The 14,791-nt window shown below is 70.6% G+C and carries 14 protein-coding genes and 1 pseudogene; 5 read left to right on the top strand and 10 right to left on the bottom strand.

What is annotated here, in order from left to right; translation table 11 throughout:
• Window positions 1–7: 7 nt before the first annotated feature.
• From gatC to ACOKR1_RS07405, 10 genes are all read right to left on the bottom strand, one after another.
• A complete protein-coding gene (gatC, locus tag ACOKR1_RS07450; protein ID WP_415854783.1) occupies window positions 8–304 on the bottom strand; it encodes an Asp-tRNA(Asn)/Glu-tRNA(Gln) amidotransferase subunit GatC in 297 nt (98 codons plus the stop codon).
• Between the two features lie 105 nt (window positions 305–409).
• Window positions 410–973 carry a gamma carbonic anhydrase family protein gene (locus ACOKR1_RS07445; RefSeq protein ID WP_422936059.1) on the bottom strand — a complete coding sequence of 188 codons (564 nt, stop codon included), beginning with the start codon at window positions 971–973 and terminating at the stop codon, window positions 410–412.
• A 71-nt stretch (window positions 974–1,044) separates the two neighbouring features.
• Entirely contained in the window at window positions 1,045–1,554 is a 510-nt protein-coding gene (locus tag ACOKR1_RS07440; RefSeq protein WP_422936058.1) for a GNAT family N-acetyltransferase, read from the bottom strand.
• Between the two features lie 7 nt (window positions 1,555–1,561).
• On the bottom strand, window positions 1,562–2,407 hold the full coding sequence (locus ACOKR1_RS07435) for an inositol monophosphatase family protein (RefSeq protein WP_422936057.1): 846 nt from the start codon (window positions 2,405–2,407) through the stop codon (window positions 1,562–1,564).
• Complete coding sequence (ligA, locus tag ACOKR1_RS07430; RefSeq protein WP_422936056.1) at window positions 2,404–4,692, bottom strand: NAD-dependent DNA ligase LigA; 2,289 nt, start codon at window positions 4,690–4,692, stop codon at window positions 2,404–2,406. The genes ACOKR1_RS07435 and ligA overlap by 4 nt, the downstream gene beginning before the upstream one ends.
• Window positions 4,693–4,707: 15 nt before the next feature.
• Window positions 4,708–5,544, bottom strand: a complete 837-nt coding sequence (locus ACOKR1_RS07425) for a PP2C family protein-serine/threonine phosphatase (protein WP_422936055.1) — start codon at window positions 5,542–5,544, stop codon at window positions 4,708–4,710.
• Between the two features lie 23 nt (window positions 5,545–5,567).
• Complete coding sequence (locus tag ACOKR1_RS07420; protein WP_422936054.1) at window positions 5,568–6,713, bottom strand: adenylate/guanylate cyclase domain-containing protein; 1,146 nt, start codon at window positions 6,711–6,713, stop codon at window positions 5,568–5,570.
• A gap of 14 nt (window positions 6,714–6,727) precedes the next feature.
• Window positions 6,728–7,336, bottom strand: coding sequence for a PH domain-containing protein (locus ACOKR1_RS07415; protein WP_422936053.1), 609 nt, complete (start codon window positions 7,334–7,336; stop codon window positions 6,728–6,730).
• A complete protein-coding gene (locus ACOKR1_RS07410) occupies window positions 7,329–8,225 on the bottom strand; it encodes a biotin--[acetyl-CoA-carboxylase] ligase (RefSeq protein WP_422936052.1) in 897 nt (298 codons plus the stop codon). The genes ACOKR1_RS07415 and ACOKR1_RS07410 overlap by 8 nt, the downstream gene beginning before the upstream one ends.
• A 50-nt stretch (window positions 8,226–8,275) precedes the next feature.
• The gene (locus ACOKR1_RS07405; RefSeq protein ID WP_422936051.1) at window positions 8,276–9,148 is read right to left on the bottom strand and encodes an SDR family oxidoreductase; all 873 of its coding nucleotides are present in this window, start codon (window positions 9,146–9,148) and stop codon (window positions 8,276–8,278) included.
• A gap of 212 nt (window positions 9,149–9,360) precedes the next feature.
• Between ACOKR1_RS07405 and ACOKR1_RS07400 the strand changes: the two genes are divergently transcribed.
• The 5 genes and pseudogenes from ACOKR1_RS07400 to ACOKR1_RS07380 all read left to right on the top strand — a co-directional run bounded on the left by ACOKR1_RS07400 (window position 9,361) and on the right by ACOKR1_RS07380 (window position 14,762).
• On the top strand, window positions 9,361–10,944 hold the full coding sequence (locus tag ACOKR1_RS07400; protein WP_422936050.1) for an acyl-CoA carboxylase subunit beta: 1,584 nt from the start codon (window positions 9,361–9,363) through the stop codon (window positions 10,942–10,944).
• The gene (locus tag ACOKR1_RS07395; RefSeq protein ID WP_422936049.1) at window positions 10,941–11,207 is read left to right on the top strand and encodes an acyl-CoA carboxylase epsilon subunit; all 267 of its coding nucleotides are present in this window, start codon (window positions 10,941–10,943) and stop codon (window positions 11,205–11,207) included. Before ACOKR1_RS07400 ends, ACOKR1_RS07395 begins: the two co-directional genes overlap by 4 nt.
• A gap of 63 nt (window positions 11,208–11,270) precedes the next feature.
• Window positions 11,271–13,004: a DUF885 domain-containing protein gene (locus ACOKR1_RS07390; RefSeq protein ID WP_422936048.1), complete on the top strand. Its 1,734-nt coding sequence runs from the start codon at window positions 11,271–11,273 to the stop codon at window positions 13,002–13,004.
• 43 nt (window positions 13,005–13,047) lie between these two features.
• Window positions 13,048–13,850, top strand: a pseudogene (locus ACOKR1_RS07385) (cation:dicarboxylate symporter family transporter).
• A gap of 291 nt (window positions 13,851–14,141) precedes the next feature.
• Entirely contained in the window at window positions 14,142–14,762 is a 621-nt protein-coding gene (locus ACOKR1_RS07380) for a TetR/AcrR family transcriptional regulator (protein WP_422936047.1), read from the top strand.
• Window positions 14,763–14,791 lie beyond the last annotated feature (29 nt).

Genomic DNA, 14,791 nt, shown 5'->3' with positions numbered 1-14,791 from the left:
TAGGTGCTCACTCCTCGTCCAGGATGGCCGGGACCCTGAAGCGGTCTTCCTCGGCGTCGGGGGCTCCGGACAGCGCCTCGGCGGGCGTGAGCACGTGGCCCACGGTGTCCTCGCGGAAGACGTTGCTGAGCGCGATCGGGTGCGACGTGGCCGGGACGTCGGGGCCAGCGGCCTCGCTCACCGACTTGACGGCATCGACGATGTGGGCCAGCTCGCCCGCCATCCTGTCCAGTTCCTCTGCACTCATCTCGATGCGCGCCAGCTGCGCCAGATGCGCAACGTCGTCACGAGTGATCTCAGCCATGGATCTCCCCTGTGCGGTGGTTAGGTATCGCCGTCCAGTCTAATGCGGCGCGGCGGACGACGGCGGCGGGCGCCTTGATCCCCGACCGCCCCGCGAGGGGCTCGACTAGTCGTCGAGAATCAGATCGTCCCCGTGTGAACCGTAGAACTCGGATTGTCTGCGCATGATCTCATCCATAGACGTCCCCCGGTCGACGCCGTAGACCGTGCCGACGAAGTCGAGCTCGCGCTGGATCGCCCAGATCTCCTCGTGTCTGTCGGGTGGCAGGATGCGCGCCGGGGTGCCGACGGCGACCCAGCCGATCGGCACGACGTCGCCTGCCGAGACCGTCGTGTTGACCTGAACCACACCGTGGATGCGGATCTCGGCGCCAGCCCCGATCCGGCTTCCCGGGAATATGGCGGCGCCCGTTGCGATGAAAGCACCGTCTTCGATCACGCTGCCGTTGAGGTGAGCGTGGGGCCCGATCATCACTGAAGATCCCACGAGTGTCGGGTAGCCATCACGGCCTCGGATCAGGGCATGCTCCATGACCACCGTGTTCTCGCCGACGCGGACCTGACCGTCTTCAGCGGTCAGGACAGCACCGTGCAGCACGCGGGCGCCAGCACCGATATGGACATCTCCGACAATGACGGCCGAAGGTGCGACGTAGGCGGAAGGGTCCACTGAAGGTTCCTGACCCCGATGACGCATCAACATGCCCAACACTCCAATCATGGAAGCCCGTTTCGGGAGGCTCAGAGGGTCTTCCGGTACACCGGGAGCATGATGTCCGTCCCGGGGATGGGCCAGTCGAGCTCGGGGGCGCGAGCGTAGCCGAGGCGCGGATAGAGCGCGTTCGGTGCCTCCCAGCCCTCGCCCGTGGTGAGGACGACGGCGGCGGCCCCCGCCCGCCGTGCCCGCGCCTCGACCTCGGCGACGAGGGCGCTCCCCGCGCCGCTGCGCTGCACGGCGGGGTCCACGACGAGGAGCCGGAACTCGTACTCGCCCTCGCGGGCCACCTGCTCGAAGCCGTCGCCGTGGGCCATGAGGGTGACCGATCCGACGATCCGCCCGCCGCGCTCGGCGACGAGGACGGTGCCGCGTGCGGCCCGATACCCGACATCCGCGATCTGCCGCATGTACGGGTGCCCCGCGTCGGCAAAGTATCCCGCGCCGAGGTAGGCGGCCCACGTGATGCGGGCGATCTCGGCGTAGTCGGCCTCGGTCGCCTCCCTGACGGTCAGGGACGTGCCGCGCGCGCTCACGGACGGCTCATTCGACCGGGAAGCGGCCGGAGAACTCGATGCCGCCCGCGCACGTCCACGAAGCGAGCCGCTCGACGTCCGTCGGGCCGCCGTCGAGCGGGCTCGTGAGCTGGGGGCGCCGGACCCAGCAGCCCGCCTCCTCGGCAATCAGGGCGCCGGCGGCGAAGTCGTGCTCATTGAGGCCGCGCTCGCCGTACGCGTCATGCGTCCCGTCGGCCACGAGGCACAGGTCGAGCGCGGCGGAGCCCAGCCGGCGCATGTCTCCGAAGCCGTCCATGAGACCCGGGAGGAACCGGGCCTGCTCGGCACGGATGCCGGGGTCGTAGCTGAAGCCGGTCGCGAGCAGGGCTGCGCCCGCGGCGTCGCGGCCGGGCACCGGGCCGTCGAGCTGGCGCGGCGCTCCGCCGTCGTCGCTGCGGAACGCGCCACCGCCGCGCACGGCCCAGTACTCGCGGCGCAGCGCGGGGGCGCTCACGACGCCGACGAGCCACCGGCCGCCCGCATCGGCCACGGCGACGCTCGTCGCGTAGTAGACGATGTCGCGGATGAAGTTCGTGGTGCCGTCGAGCGGATCGATCGACCAACGGAAGCCGCTCGGCTCGGCGACGCGGGACGTCCCCTGCTCCTCGCCCGTCACGATGTCGTGCGGACGCTCGGCCGCCAGGACTTCGCGCACGGCCTTCTCCGCCGCGACGTCGAACTCGGTGACCCAATCACTGCCCGAGCTCTTCGTCTCCTGGCCCAGCCGGGCGCCGTCGCGCGTCGCGAGGACTCCCGCGCCCGCCGCGGCCGCGCGCCGCGCCGTCGCAAGCAGCTCGCGCAGGAACTCCGCGGTGTAGACGTCCGCGCTCACGGTGCCTCGTCCGCCTCGAGGAGGGCCACGGGCTCGCCTGCCAACTCAGCCTCGGGCTCCGGTTCGGCCGCAGCGCTCACGCCTCCGCCGACCCCGGCCGCGCCCTCGGCGAGGAGCGCGCGGAAGCCGTCCTCGTCGAGGACCGGGATGCCCAGCGATTCGGCCTTGTCGAGCTTGGTGCCGGCGTTGTCCCCCGCGACCACGTAGTCCGTGTTCTTGGACACGGATCCCGCGGACTTCCCGCCGCGCACGATGATCGCCTCCTTGGCCTCGTCACGGCTGAAGCCCTCGAGCGAGCCCGTCACCACGACCGTGAGCCCCTCAAGCGTGCGAGGGCCGGCGGCATGGCGCTCGTCCTCCATCTTGACGCCCGCGGCCTTCCAGCGATCAACGATGTCGCGGTGCCAGTCCTCGGCGAACCACTCGATGAGCGCGTCCGCGATGATGGGACCCACGCCGTCGACCTCTGAGAGCTGCTCGCGCGCGCCCTCGGCGTCGAGGACCGCCCGCAGTGCGTCCATCGAACCGTAGCGGGTCGCGAGGGCGCGGGACGCCGTCGGTCCCACGTGCCGGATGGACAGCGCCACGAGGACGCGCCAGAACGGCTGCGACTTGGCCTTCTCGAGCTCGCGGAAGAGCTTCTCCGTGTTGGCGCTCGGCTTGGAAGGTGTCTTCGCGGTGGGCTTCGTCCAGAAGTACGGGACGAGCTCCCACTCCCCCGTGCCGACGCCCTTGGATCGCTTCTCGCGCCGAATCATGACGTCGCGCAGATCCTCGGGTGCGAGGTCGAAGACGCCCGCCTCGTTCACGAGCGGCGGGGTATCGGGCTCGGCCGGCTGGGTCAGGGCGATCGCCGCCTCCCAGCCGAGCGCTTCGATGTCGAACGCGCCGCGGCCGGCAAGGTGGAACACGCGTTCGCGCAGCTGCGACGGGCACGACCGCGCGTTGGGGCAGCGGATGTCCACGTCGCCCTCCTTCGCCGGCGCAAGAGGCGTTCCGCACGAGGGGCATTCGGTGGGCATGACGAAGTCCCGAACGGGCGGATCCTGCTGGTCTCGAAGCGCAAGGACGGGCCCCACGATCTCGGGGATCACGTCCCCGGCCTTGCGGAGCACCACGATGTCCCCGATCTTGACGCCCTTGGCCTTCACGACGTCCTGATTGTGGAGCGTGGCCATCTCCACCGTGGACCCGGCAACCTTGACGGGGACCATGACGCCGAACGGCGTGACGCGGCCCGTGCGCCCCACGTTCACGAGGATGTCGAGGAGCTTCGTGTGGACCTCCTCGGGCGGGTACTTGAACGCGACAGACCAGCGCGGCACGCGGCTCGTGTGACCCAGCGCGCGCTGCGTCGCGAAGTCGTCGACCTTGATCACGATGCCGTCGATCTCATGGATGAGGCTGTGCCGCTTCTCGCGGTACTTCTCGATGTACGCCCGCACCTCGGCGTAGGTCTCGAAGACCTCGAAGTACGGGCTCGTGGGCAGACCCCACGACTTGAGCAGCGCGTACGTCTCCGCCTGGCCCGTCGCGGGAATGCCCTCGCGCACGCCGACGCCGTGCACGAACATGCTCAGCGGCCGCTTGGCCGTCTCCGCGGGATCCTTCTGCCGCAGCGAGCCCGCCGCAGCGTTGCGGGGGTTCGCGAGCGGCGCCTTGCCGTCCGCGATGAGCGCGTCGTTGAACTCCTTGAACGCCTTCTGCGGGATGTAGACCTCGCCGCGGATCTCGACTTCCTCAGGGTGGCCCTCGCCGGCGAGCTTCCGCGGGATGGCCTTGATGGTCAGCACGTTGTGCGTGACGTCCTCGCCCGTGCGGCCGTCGCCGCGCGTGGCCGCGCGGACGAGTTCCCCGCGGCGGTACAGGAGGTTGATGGCCAGGCCGTCGATTTTGAGCTCCGTGAGCCACCGGACCGGCGGAAGATTGCCGCCGAGCCCCACGACGCTCGCCTCGGCGCGCGCAATCCACGCGTCGAGTTCCTCGATCGAGAACACGTCCTCGAGGCTGTACATGCGGCTCAGGTGGGTGACCGACGCGAACGCGGCCGTTGCCTCGCCGCCCACCTCCTGGGTCGGCGAATCGTTGGAGACGAGCTCGGGGTGCAGCGCCTCGAACTCCTCGAGCTTCCGGAACAGAACGTCGTACTCGGCGTCGGAGATGACCGGGGCGTCCTCGTTGTAGTACAGCGCCCGGTTTCGGCGCACCTCATCCGCGAGGGATTCGTACTCCTCGCGGAGCGTCGCAGACGGGGCATCGGGCGGGATCACGGGTTCTGCGGTCACGTGTCCTATCTTGCCCTACCCCTCCGACAGTGGAAGGGGCGGCACAGGGGCGCCGTCGTCGTCCTCCTCGCCGCCACCGGCGACGGCATCGTCGTCGCCCGCGCGCACGCCGACGACGACGACCGTGACGTTGTCGCTTCCCCCCGCCTCGAGCGCGGCCGCCACGAGCGCGTCGGCCGCAGCCTGCGGGTCGCCGTGCTCGGCGAGGACGCCAGCGATCTGATCATCCTCGAGCTCGCACGTGAGTCCGTCCGAGCACACGAGGAGCCGCTGGCCGGGGCTCGCGGGGAACGTCCACAGATCGGGATCGGCGTCGAAGCCCGTGCCCAGCGCCCGCGTCACGACGTTCCGCCGGGGGTACACGCGGGCCTCCTCGGGCGTGAGCTCGCCGAGGGCCAGGAGCTCCCACACTTCGGAATGGTCCTCGGTGAGTTGGGCGAACTCGCCCTCGAACTCGAGGTAGACGCGCGAATCGCCCACGTTGGCCACGAGCCACGCGAGGGCGCCGTCCTCGCCCTCCGTGAGGATCGCGGCGGCCAGCGTCGTTCCCGCGAGCGCTCCCGTGGCCTCCCGGATGCTGAGATCGGCGCGGCGCACGGCAAGGATCACGTCGAGCGCCGTGACGGTGCGCCGCCCGGGGCGCAGAACGGGCTCGTCCGCGAGCGACTCGATGCACAGGCGGCTCGCCACCTCGCCGGCCTCGTGCCCGCCCATCCCGTCCGCGACGGCGAACACCGGCTCGCGCGCGAGGAACGAATCCTCGTTGAGCTCGCGCACGCTGCCGCGGTCCGTCGCGGCGCCGACGTCGAACGCAAGGGATGCAGGGTGTCGCCGACTATCGGTCTCCGCCATGGGCCCTCCCGTTGCTTGCACCATCAGTCGAGGACGATACCCGTTCCCTCGCCGCGCCTGAGCGCGACGGGCCGGATTTCGCCGAAACCTCGCACGTTCTGAGCCTCGAGCCCCTCGAACACGAAGCGCGGATCGCTGCCCAAGACGCCGGCCGTGAGCTCATCGACGAGAACCTGCCCCGGATCAGCGATCGCCGTGAGCCGTGCCGCAAGGTTCACGGTCGGACCGTAGATGTCGCCGAGGCGGCTCAGGACGCGGCCCCACACCATGGCGACCCGGCCCTCAGGGAGGCGCTCGTCCGCGGCGATCTCGCGGGAGAGGGCGAGCGCGATCTCCGCACCGGCCGTCGGGGTCTCCGCGATGTAGAGGACTTCGTCGCCGACCGTCTTGACGAGCCGCCCGCCGCCCACGGAGATGACCTCGGCGCACATGCTCTCGAACGTCTGCACGAGCCGGGCCAGGGTCTTCTCGTTCATGCGCCGGGACAGGCTCGTGTAGGAGACGAGGTCCGCGAAGCCGACGGCGCGTGCGAGCGGGAGCGGGGCGTCATCCTCGGTGCCCTTGCGCCCCTCCTCGCTGGCCTCAAGTCCCTCCTTGGCGCGCACGGCGAGCCGCTGGACGCCCGCGCTGAGCTGCCGGCGCCACGAGTACACGAGCATCTCCTCGAGCGGCTCGATGAGGCGCGGGAGCTCGTTGACGAGCCGTACCCGGGCCTCCGCGTCTGTGATGCCCTGGGTCGCGACCATGTCCTCGACGAGCGCCTCGACCTGCCACACGACCATGCGGTCGGTCATCTGGCCGATGGCCCGCGTCACGGAGATCGCGGCGTCCTCGGTCAGCACGCCCTCGCGCACGAGCCCCGGGAGGATCTTGAGGTGCTCGAGGTCCTCGCTCGTGAACGCGAGATCGTCGTCAGTGAAGTTCGGCATGCCGAGGGCGCGCCAGAGCTTCCGGGCGGAGAACAGCGAGAGGCCGACGCCTTGCGCGACATCGCGGCGCTTGAGGGTGCGCTCGCCGCCCAGAAGGAGGCTCTCGAGCGACTTCGCGGCGCTGCGGTAGTCGGACCGCGCGGGAGCCTCGGCAGGATCGACCACCACCACGTCGAGGGCCTCGTCGAACTCCTGGTCCGTCGGCTCGTCGGGCGCGGCAGGGTTCAGCTCCTCATCCATCGCGTCGCCCTCCATCAGTCTCTCGGCTCCCTCGGCAGCGGGGCGTCGGAGAACTCAGCCCCGTCGCGCGGGCCCGGCAGGCCGCCGTCGTACGAACCGGCGAAGCCCCGGTCCGGCGGAAGTTGATCGATCGCATCCAGGACCAGCTGCCGGAAGCTGCGCACGTCAGGCACGTCGTCGAGCCGGAGGCTCGCGGCCTGCCCTGTTGTCAAGGTTATCGTTCCCGAGCGGGCGAGCGACTGCGCGACCGACTGGTGGACCGCGACATCGCGGACCATGGCGAGCGGCAGCTCGCGGTCGCTGCGGCGCAGCCCGCGCTGGCGGCGGAGCACGCGGCGGCTCGTGAGCACGTACCGCAGCGACGTCCACGCGGCGAGACGGCGCAGCGGATAGGTGAGGAGCGCCCACGCCGCGAGCCCTGCCGGGACGAGCGCAAGCCACGGCCCGAGCCCCTGCGGGAGCCATGGGGCGAGGGCCTCGAGCCGCCCGCGGGAGAGCCATCCGGCGGCGTAGGCGGCCACCCCGACCACGAGCACCCCGACGGCGGCGGGGAGGGCGAGGACCGAGCCGTGCTGGCGCGTGTCGACGATCACCTGCTCGCCGGGGACGAGCAGTCTACGCATAGCCGCCGTTGGCCGGGCGCAGATGGACCACGTCCCCTGCGGACACGGTGTGCCGCCCGCCGTCGTCCTCCACGATCTGAAGCGCGCCGTGCCCGTCGAGGCCCGCCGCGCGCCCCTCGAGCCGCCGCCCGCCCGGGAGTTCGACGCGTACGCGCCGCCCCAGCGTGATCGTCGCGTCCTGGACCTGCGAGAGGAGGCTCCGGCCGCCCGCAAGCGGAGCGTCCGCGTTGCCGTTCACGGCGCAGAAGGCCTGGTAGCGGCGCGCGAAGTCTGCGAGATACGCCACAAGCACGTCGGTGCGGTCCACCGGCCGCGCCGCCGCGAGGCTCGCCGACGTCGCCGTGGGCACGGGAAGCTCGTCCTGGCGCAGCGAGACATTGATGCCAGTCCCGAGGACGACGGCGGGCGGCTCGCCGTGCGCACCGGGCGCGAGATGGGCGAGGATGCCCGAGATCTTGAGGCCGCCGACCACGACGTCGTTGGGCCACTTGAGCGCGGACTCGAGCCCGGCGACCTCGGCCAGCGCCTCGCGGAGGGCGAGCGCCGCGAGCGGCGAGAACCACGAATAGCACTGCGTGGGCAGCGGCCGGCCCGACGCGTTGTGCGGGCGCAACAGGATCGAGACGGCGAGCGAGGCGCCGGCCGGGGACTCCCACGGACGGTGAAGGCGACCGTGGCCCTGCGTCTGGTGGTCGGCGACGAGCACAGCGAGGTCGCCCCACGCGTCCGGCTCCGTCTCGGCGAGACGCGAGAGCTCCGTATTCGTCGAACCGAGCTCATCCACGACCTCGATCCGCGAAAGCCCGGCTCGCGCCGCGAAGTCCGCCATGAGGCGGGAGCGATCGAGGGGGCCGCGTTCGTCAGCGGCGGGCTGGGCGTCGTTCTCCATATCGGAATCCTAGCGACGCAGCCCGACGCCGTGCCCGATGAAATGGCACGTCAGAGGAAGATGTCGCGCGCGAGCCGGTCCTCGGGCGCGCCGAGGCTGTAGCGCGTGAAGTCGGTGATTCCGGCGCGGCGCAGGGCATCCTCGTCCGTGAAGAAGTGCCCGCTCGTGGTGCGCGGATCGCTCGTGAGGATCGCGTAGGCGGCGTCCGCGACAATCTCGGGGCTACGCGAGACGCCCGCCATGGCGGCCCCGCCGGGCAGGTTGCGGATGGCCGCAGTGTCGATGAGCGTGCACGGCCACAGCGAGTTGACGCCGATCCCGTCCCCGCGCAGTTCCTCCGCGAGGCCGAGCGTCACGAGGCTCATGCCGTACTTCGCCATCGTGTACGCGAGATGCATCCCCGCCCACTTGGGCTCGAGGTTGAGGGGCGGCGAGAGCGTGAGGATGTGCGCGTCGCGTCCGCTCCGCGAAGCCTCGCGCAGAGCCGGAAGCGCGAGCTTGGAGAGCAGGAACGCACCCCGCGCATTGATGTCCTGCATGAGGTCGTAGCGCTTCATGTCGATCGCGTCGGTGCGGGAGAGGTCGATCGCCGAGGCGTTGTTGATCACGGCGTCGATCCCGCCGAAGCGTTCGACGGCGGCGCCCACCGCGCGCGCGACGTCGTCGTCGCTCCGCACGTCCCCCACGACCGGGAGCGCATGGCCACCCGCGGCCTCGAGCTCGGCGGCCGCGTCGAACACGGTCCCCGCGAGCTTGGGATGCGGCTCGGCGGTCTTGGCGAGCAGGACGATGTTCGCACCGTCGGCCGCGGCGCGCCTCGCGATCGCGAGGCCGATCCCACGGCTTCCGCCGCTCATGAGGAGAGTCCGGCCCGCGAGTCCGGGGCCGCGGCGAGCCGCGTCGCCCGGGGTGATCGTCGTCATACGGACAGTGTACGGCATAAGTTACTGGCGAGTAACAAGAGGGCGAGGTCCGCGCGCAGCCAGCGGCGCGATCGTCCGCTGCCCACGGCGCCGGGAAATTGTAGGGTTCCTACACACGGAGCCCGAACACGGCTTACTAGACTGTGGTCACGGCGCCGCCGATTGTGCGGAACCTACATCCGATACGAGTTGCCGATCGAGAGCTGGAGCACGTGACCCACGACCTCACCACGACCGCAGGCAAGATCGCGGACTTCCGCGAGCGGCGGGCGGCCTCGCTGCTCCCGTCCGGCCCGGAGGCAGTCGAGAAGCAGCACGCGCGCGGGAAGAACACGGCGCGCGAGCGGATCGCGATGCTGCTCGACGAGGGATCGTTTGTCGAGTTCGACGCGCTCGCGGTGCACCGTTCGACGGCGTTCGGGATGGCCAAGAAGAAGCCCCTGGGCGACGGCGTCGCGTCTGGGTACGGCACGGTGGACGGTCGGCTCGTGGCCGTGTACAGCCAGGACTTCTCGGTCTACGGCGGCTCGCTGAGCCAGGTCAACGGCGAGAAGATCGTCAAAGTCCAGGAGTTCGCGCTCCGCAACGGCTGCCCGGTGGTCGGGATCAACGACGGCGGCGGCGCGCGCATCCAGGAGGGCGTCGCCTCCCTCGCGATGTTCGCGGACATCTTCCGGAACAACGTCGCCGCCTCCGGCGTCATCCCCCAGATCTCGCTCATCATGGGTCCGTGCGCCGGCGGCGCGGCCTACTCCCCCGCCCTCACGGACTACGTGGTCATGGTGGACAAGACGAGCCACATGTTCATCACGGGCCCCGACGTCATCAAGACGGTCACGGGCGAGGAAGTGGACATGGAGACGCTTGGCGGCGCGCGGCAGCACAACGCGACGACCGGCACCGCGACGTACCTCGCCGCCGACGAAAAGGATGCGATCGAGTTCGTGCGCGAACTCCTCGACTACCTCCCGTCCAACAACCTCGTCGAGGCACCGGTGCTCGAGTCGGAGGAGGAACTCGAGGAGACGGACGAGGACGCCGCGCTCGACGCACTGGTGCCCGATTCGCCGACTCACGGCTACGACATGCGCACCGTCATCGAGGCGATTGTCGACGACGGCGCGTTCCTCGAGATGCAGTCGCTCTACGCGCCGAACGTCATGATCGGCTACGGGCGCATGGAGGGCCACACGGTCGGCATCGTGGCCAACCAGCCTATCCAGTTCGCGGGCACGCTCGACATCGCCGCGTCCGAGAAGGCCGCGCGCTTCGTGCGGCACTGCGACGCGTTCAACATCCCGATCATCACGCTCGTGGACGTCCCCGGCTTCCTGCCCGGCAAGGACCAGGAGTTCCTGGGCATCATCCGCCGCGGCGCGAAGCTCCTCTACGCCTACGCCGAGGCGACCGTCCCGAAGCTCACGGTCATCTGCCGCAAGGCCTACGGCGGCGCCTACATCGTCATGGGATCGAAGAAGCTCGGCGCGGACCTCAACCTCGCGTGGCCCACGGCGCAGATCGGCGTCATGGGCGCGCAGGGCGCCGTCAACATCCTCTACCGCCGCGACCTTGCGACCGCCGAGGCGGACGGCGGCGACGTCGAGGCCAAGCGCGCCGAGCTCATCCGGCAGTACGAGGAGGAGCTCCTCAACCCGTACCAGGCCGCCGAACTCGGCTACGTCGACGCGGTCATCGCGCCGTCCGAGACCCGCGTGCAGCTCATCCGCGGCCTCCGCGCGCTGCGCGACAAGCACGCATCGATGCCCGCCAAGAAGCATGGGAACATCCCGCTGTGAGCGCCGAGCTCCCCGGCGCCAGGGAATCCACGGCAGCGCACGACGGCGGGGACGCGCCCGCCGTCGACCGCGAGCCTCTCGTCAGGATCACCAAGGGCAACCCCACGCCCGAAGAGCTCGCCGCGCTCACGGCGGTGCTCGCCGCAGTCGGCACCGAGGAACCCGAGGGGGCGCCGGTCGCGCCACCCACCCGTCGCGAGCGAATCCGCCGCGCGACCCTGCGGCCCCGGCCGGCGATGGGGCAACGTCGCGGGCGCTACTGAGCCGGGACTCGCGGTGTGCACGGGTTCTTTCAGAAGCCGGAGGTGCGGGATAGGCTCGGCCTCGTGACTCAGAACTCCTCGGAATCCCAGACCGCAGACGCCGCCAAGGTCCTGGACCGCGCGCCGTCGATCATCGACGCGGCGGCGGAGACCTTCACGGACAGGCTGCTCGAGCTCAACCCCTCGCTCGCGACGGAGCTCGGCTTCTCGGGACACGAGACCGAATACCCCGACTACTCCCCCGCCGGCCACGAGGCCTGGATCGCCGTGGTACGCGACACGCTCGCACTCCTCGGAGCGCTCGAACCGACGGACGCGATCGACGCCGTCACGCTCGACGCGATGCGCGAGCGGCTCGGGCTCGAAGTCGAGGAACACGAGAGCGGCTGGAAGCTCGGGGAGCTCAACAACATCGACTCCCCGGCGCAGCACATCCGCGCCGTCTTCGACCTCATGCCCACCGACACCGCCGAGCAGTGGGACCACATCGCCGGCCGGGCCGCGAACGTGCCCGCCGCCGTCGCCAGCTACATCGAGTCGCTGCGCGCTGCCGCCGCGCTCGGCAAGGTGGCCGCGGCGCGGCAGGTGCGCGCCGTCGTCGGCCAGGCCCGCAAGTACGGCCAGGAGGGCGCGGGCTTCTTCGCGCAGCTCGCGGCAAACGCCGCGCTCGACGGCGGCGCCCCCTTGGCGGGCGACGCCGCGGCCACGCTCCTGGACAGCTGCGCCGCCGCGGCGGCGGCCTACCGGCAGCTCGCGGACTTCCTCGAGGACGAGCTTCTGCCCCAGGCCCCCGAGCAGGACGCCGTGGGGCGCGAGCGCTACGCGCTCTCCTCACGCCGCTTCCTCGGCGCGGCCGTGGACCTCGAGGAGACGTATGCGTGGGGCCTTCAGGAGCTGGACCGCATCATCGCGGAACAGGAGGCCGTTGCCCAGCAGATCAAGCCCGGCGCCACGATCGCCGAGGCCAAGGAAGCGCTCAACGCGGACCCCGCGCGCCAGCTCAACGGGACGGACGAGCTCCGGGCGTGGATGCAGGGCCTCTCCGATCGCGCCGTCGCCGACCTCGCGGGGACCCACTTCGACATCGCCGAGCCCATGCGCAAGCTCGAATGCATGATCGCCCCGACGCAGGACGGCGGCATCTACTACACGGCCCCCTCGGACGATTTCTCCCGCCCGGGCCGGATGTGGTGGTCCGTCCCCGCGGGCGAGGACTCATTCACCACGTGGTCCGAGACGACGACCGTCTACCACGAGGGCGTTCCCGGGCACCACCTCCAGTGCGCCACCGCGGTGTACCAGCGGGAGCTGCTCAACCGCTGGCGGCGGCTCATCTGCTGGGTGTCGGGCCACGGCGAGGGCTGGGCGCTCTACGCCGAGCGGCTCATGGACGAACTCGGCTACCTGTCCGATCCGGGCGATCGCATGGGCATGCTCGACGCGCAGCGCATGCGCGCGGCCCGCGTGGTGTTCGACATCGGCGTGCACCTCGAGCTCGAGGTCCCCGAGCGCTGGGGCTCGGGAACCTGGACTCCGGAGAAGGGCTACGCGTTCCTCCGCGAGAACCTCGACATCTCCGATGGGCAGCTCGACTTCGAGTACCACCGCTACCTCGGGTGGCCCGGCCAGGCGCCGTCGTACAAGGTCGGGCAGCGGCTGTGGGAGCAGACGCGGGCCGAGCTCGCCGCCCGCGCCGAGTCCGAGGGTCGCGAGTTCGACCTCAAGGAGTTCCACACGCGGGCGCTCAACCTCGGGTCGGTGGGGCTCGACACGCTCCGGCGGGCGCTCCTCGCGTGAGATTGTTCACTCTGCGAGCGGGAATAGCGTAACAATTCGGCCGATTGGCGCGGCATTTCCGGGTTTCCTGGAATGTCGCGCCATCGGATTGCTAGTCACATTTCTCGGCGTCGTCCTTGGCCTCGTCGCGAAGTACACCGGAAGCACCGCCGCCAGGCCCAACGGCCTCGGCGCGACCCTCTCGACGATCGGCAGCAGCTACGTCGCCCTGCTGCAGACCGCCGTCGTCCCTCTCATCTTCACCGCGGTGGTGAGCTCGATCGCGAACCTCCGCCAGGTCTCCAACGCCGCCAAGCTCGCGTGGAACACGCTCCTGTGGTTCGCGATCACGGCGCTCATCGCGGTGCTCATCGGGATCGGCCTCGGCGTCCTGCTGCAGCCGGGCGCCAACACGGACATCACGCAGCAGGCCAAGTACACGGGCAAGACCGGCGACTGGTGGGCCTTCCTCACGGTCCTCTTCCCGCACAACTTCCTGGGCCTCACCGCGGCTCGGCCGCGACGGCAGGTACGACGGGCGCCGTCGTCATGCTCACCCTCACGCTCTCCTCCCTCGGGCTGCCGCTCGCCGGCGTCGGCCTGCTCCTCGCGATCGACCCCGTGCTCGACATGGGCCGGACCGCGATCAACGTCGCCGGCCAGGCGCTCGTGCCGACCATCGTCGCGAAGCGGCAGGGCATTCTCGACCTCGCGCTGTACAACGCGCCGCGGAAGGGCTCGGCCTTCGCCGACGAACCCGACGAGCGCGCCACTTCGGCCGAGCGCGAGGCTGCGGCCGAGCACGCCGCTTCGGCCGAGAACGAGGGGACCCCGACGAACGACGGCGGGCTGCTCACCGCCCGCTGACCCACCGGTTGCGGGGTCCCGTCCCACCGGTTGCGGGGTCCCGTCCCACCGGTTGCGGGGTCCCGTCCCACCGGTTGCGGGGTCTCCGTCGCCCCAACGAAGCGCCTGCGCACACAGTGTGCGCGGGCGCTGCCTCTTGCGCGGCACGGGACCCCTCAACACCCCGGACGGGACCCCGCAACACCCCGGACGGGACCCCGCAACACCCCGGACGGGACCCCGCAACAGAGGGAGGCGAGAGTCTCCGTCTCAAGTTTGCACAGAGTGCAAAGTTGCACTTAGTGTAATCACGTGACCACCTCTTCTGACGCGCCGTCCCGCCGCGAGCTCAACAAGGCCGCGACGCGACAGTCGATCGTCTTCGCCGCCGTCGGCCTTGCGCGCGAGCGCGGGCTCGGCGAATTCACCGTCGAGGACATCGCCGACGCCGCAGGCGTCTCCCGCCGCACGTTCTTCAACTACTTCTCGAGCGCGGAGGAAGCGATCGCGTCGCCGACGTTCGGCTTCCTCGACGCCGCGCTCGAGGGGTTCCGCAGGCGCCCCGAGGGCGAACCGCTGCTCGACTCCGCGATCGAGGTGCTCCTCGCCCTCGCGGACAACGAGTTCATCGAGCCGATGGCCGAATCGTTCCTCGTCTCCCATGGGCACGAGACCGTGACCCGTTACCAGCTGCAGGCGTTCGACGAGTGCAGCGACAAGATCGTGACCGCCATCCGCGAGCGCGAAGGCAACGCCCTCGAGGCGATCTACGTGCATGCCCTCGCCGGCTGCGTCATGTCGTGCGGCAAGGCCGCGCTCGAGGTGTGGCTGGCCGAACGGGGCGGGGACCTCTCGCCGTCGTCCCTTGAGCGCCTCCGCGAGCTGCTCATCAGCTCGTTTGCCCACCTCAGGACCGGCTTCGCCGTTCGTTAGACCGCAGTCTTGGGGCAGGTCCTCACCAG

Source organism: Sinomonas sp. P47F7, from assembly GCF_049332655.1.
Classification (GTDB): domain Bacteria; phylum Actinomycetota; class Actinomycetes; order Actinomycetales; family Micrococcaceae; genus Sinomonas.
The sequence above is the reverse complement of the archived record's forward strand: the minus strand, read 5'-3'. Positions and strand labels throughout refer to the sequence as shown.

Excerpts from the sequence above, each read along its gene's own strand:
- ACOKR1_RS07415 (WP_422936053.1), bottom strand. The coding sequence starts at position 7,336 with ATGCGTAGACTGCTCGTCCCCGGCGAGCAGGTGATCGTCGACACGCGC.
- ACOKR1_RS07405 (WP_422936051.1), bottom strand. The coding sequence starts at position 9,148 with ATGACGACGATCACCCCGGGCGACGCGGCTCGCCGCGGCCCCGGACTC.
- ACOKR1_RS07420 (WP_422936054.1), bottom strand. The coding sequence starts at position 6,713 with ATGGATGAGGAGCTGAACCCTGCCGCGCCCGACGAGCCGACGGACCAG.
- ACOKR1_RS07410 (WP_422936052.1), bottom strand. The coding sequence starts at position 8,225 with ATGGAGAACGACGCCCAGCCCGCCGCTGACGAACGCGGCCCCCTCGAT.
- gatC (WP_415854783.1), bottom strand. The coding sequence starts at position 304 with ATGGCTGAGATCACTCGTGACGACGTTGCGCATCTGGCGCAGCTGGCG.
- ACOKR1_RS07425 (WP_422936055.1), bottom strand. The coding sequence starts at position 5,544 with ATGGCGGAGACCGATAGTCGGCGACACCCTGCATCCCTTGCGTTCGAC.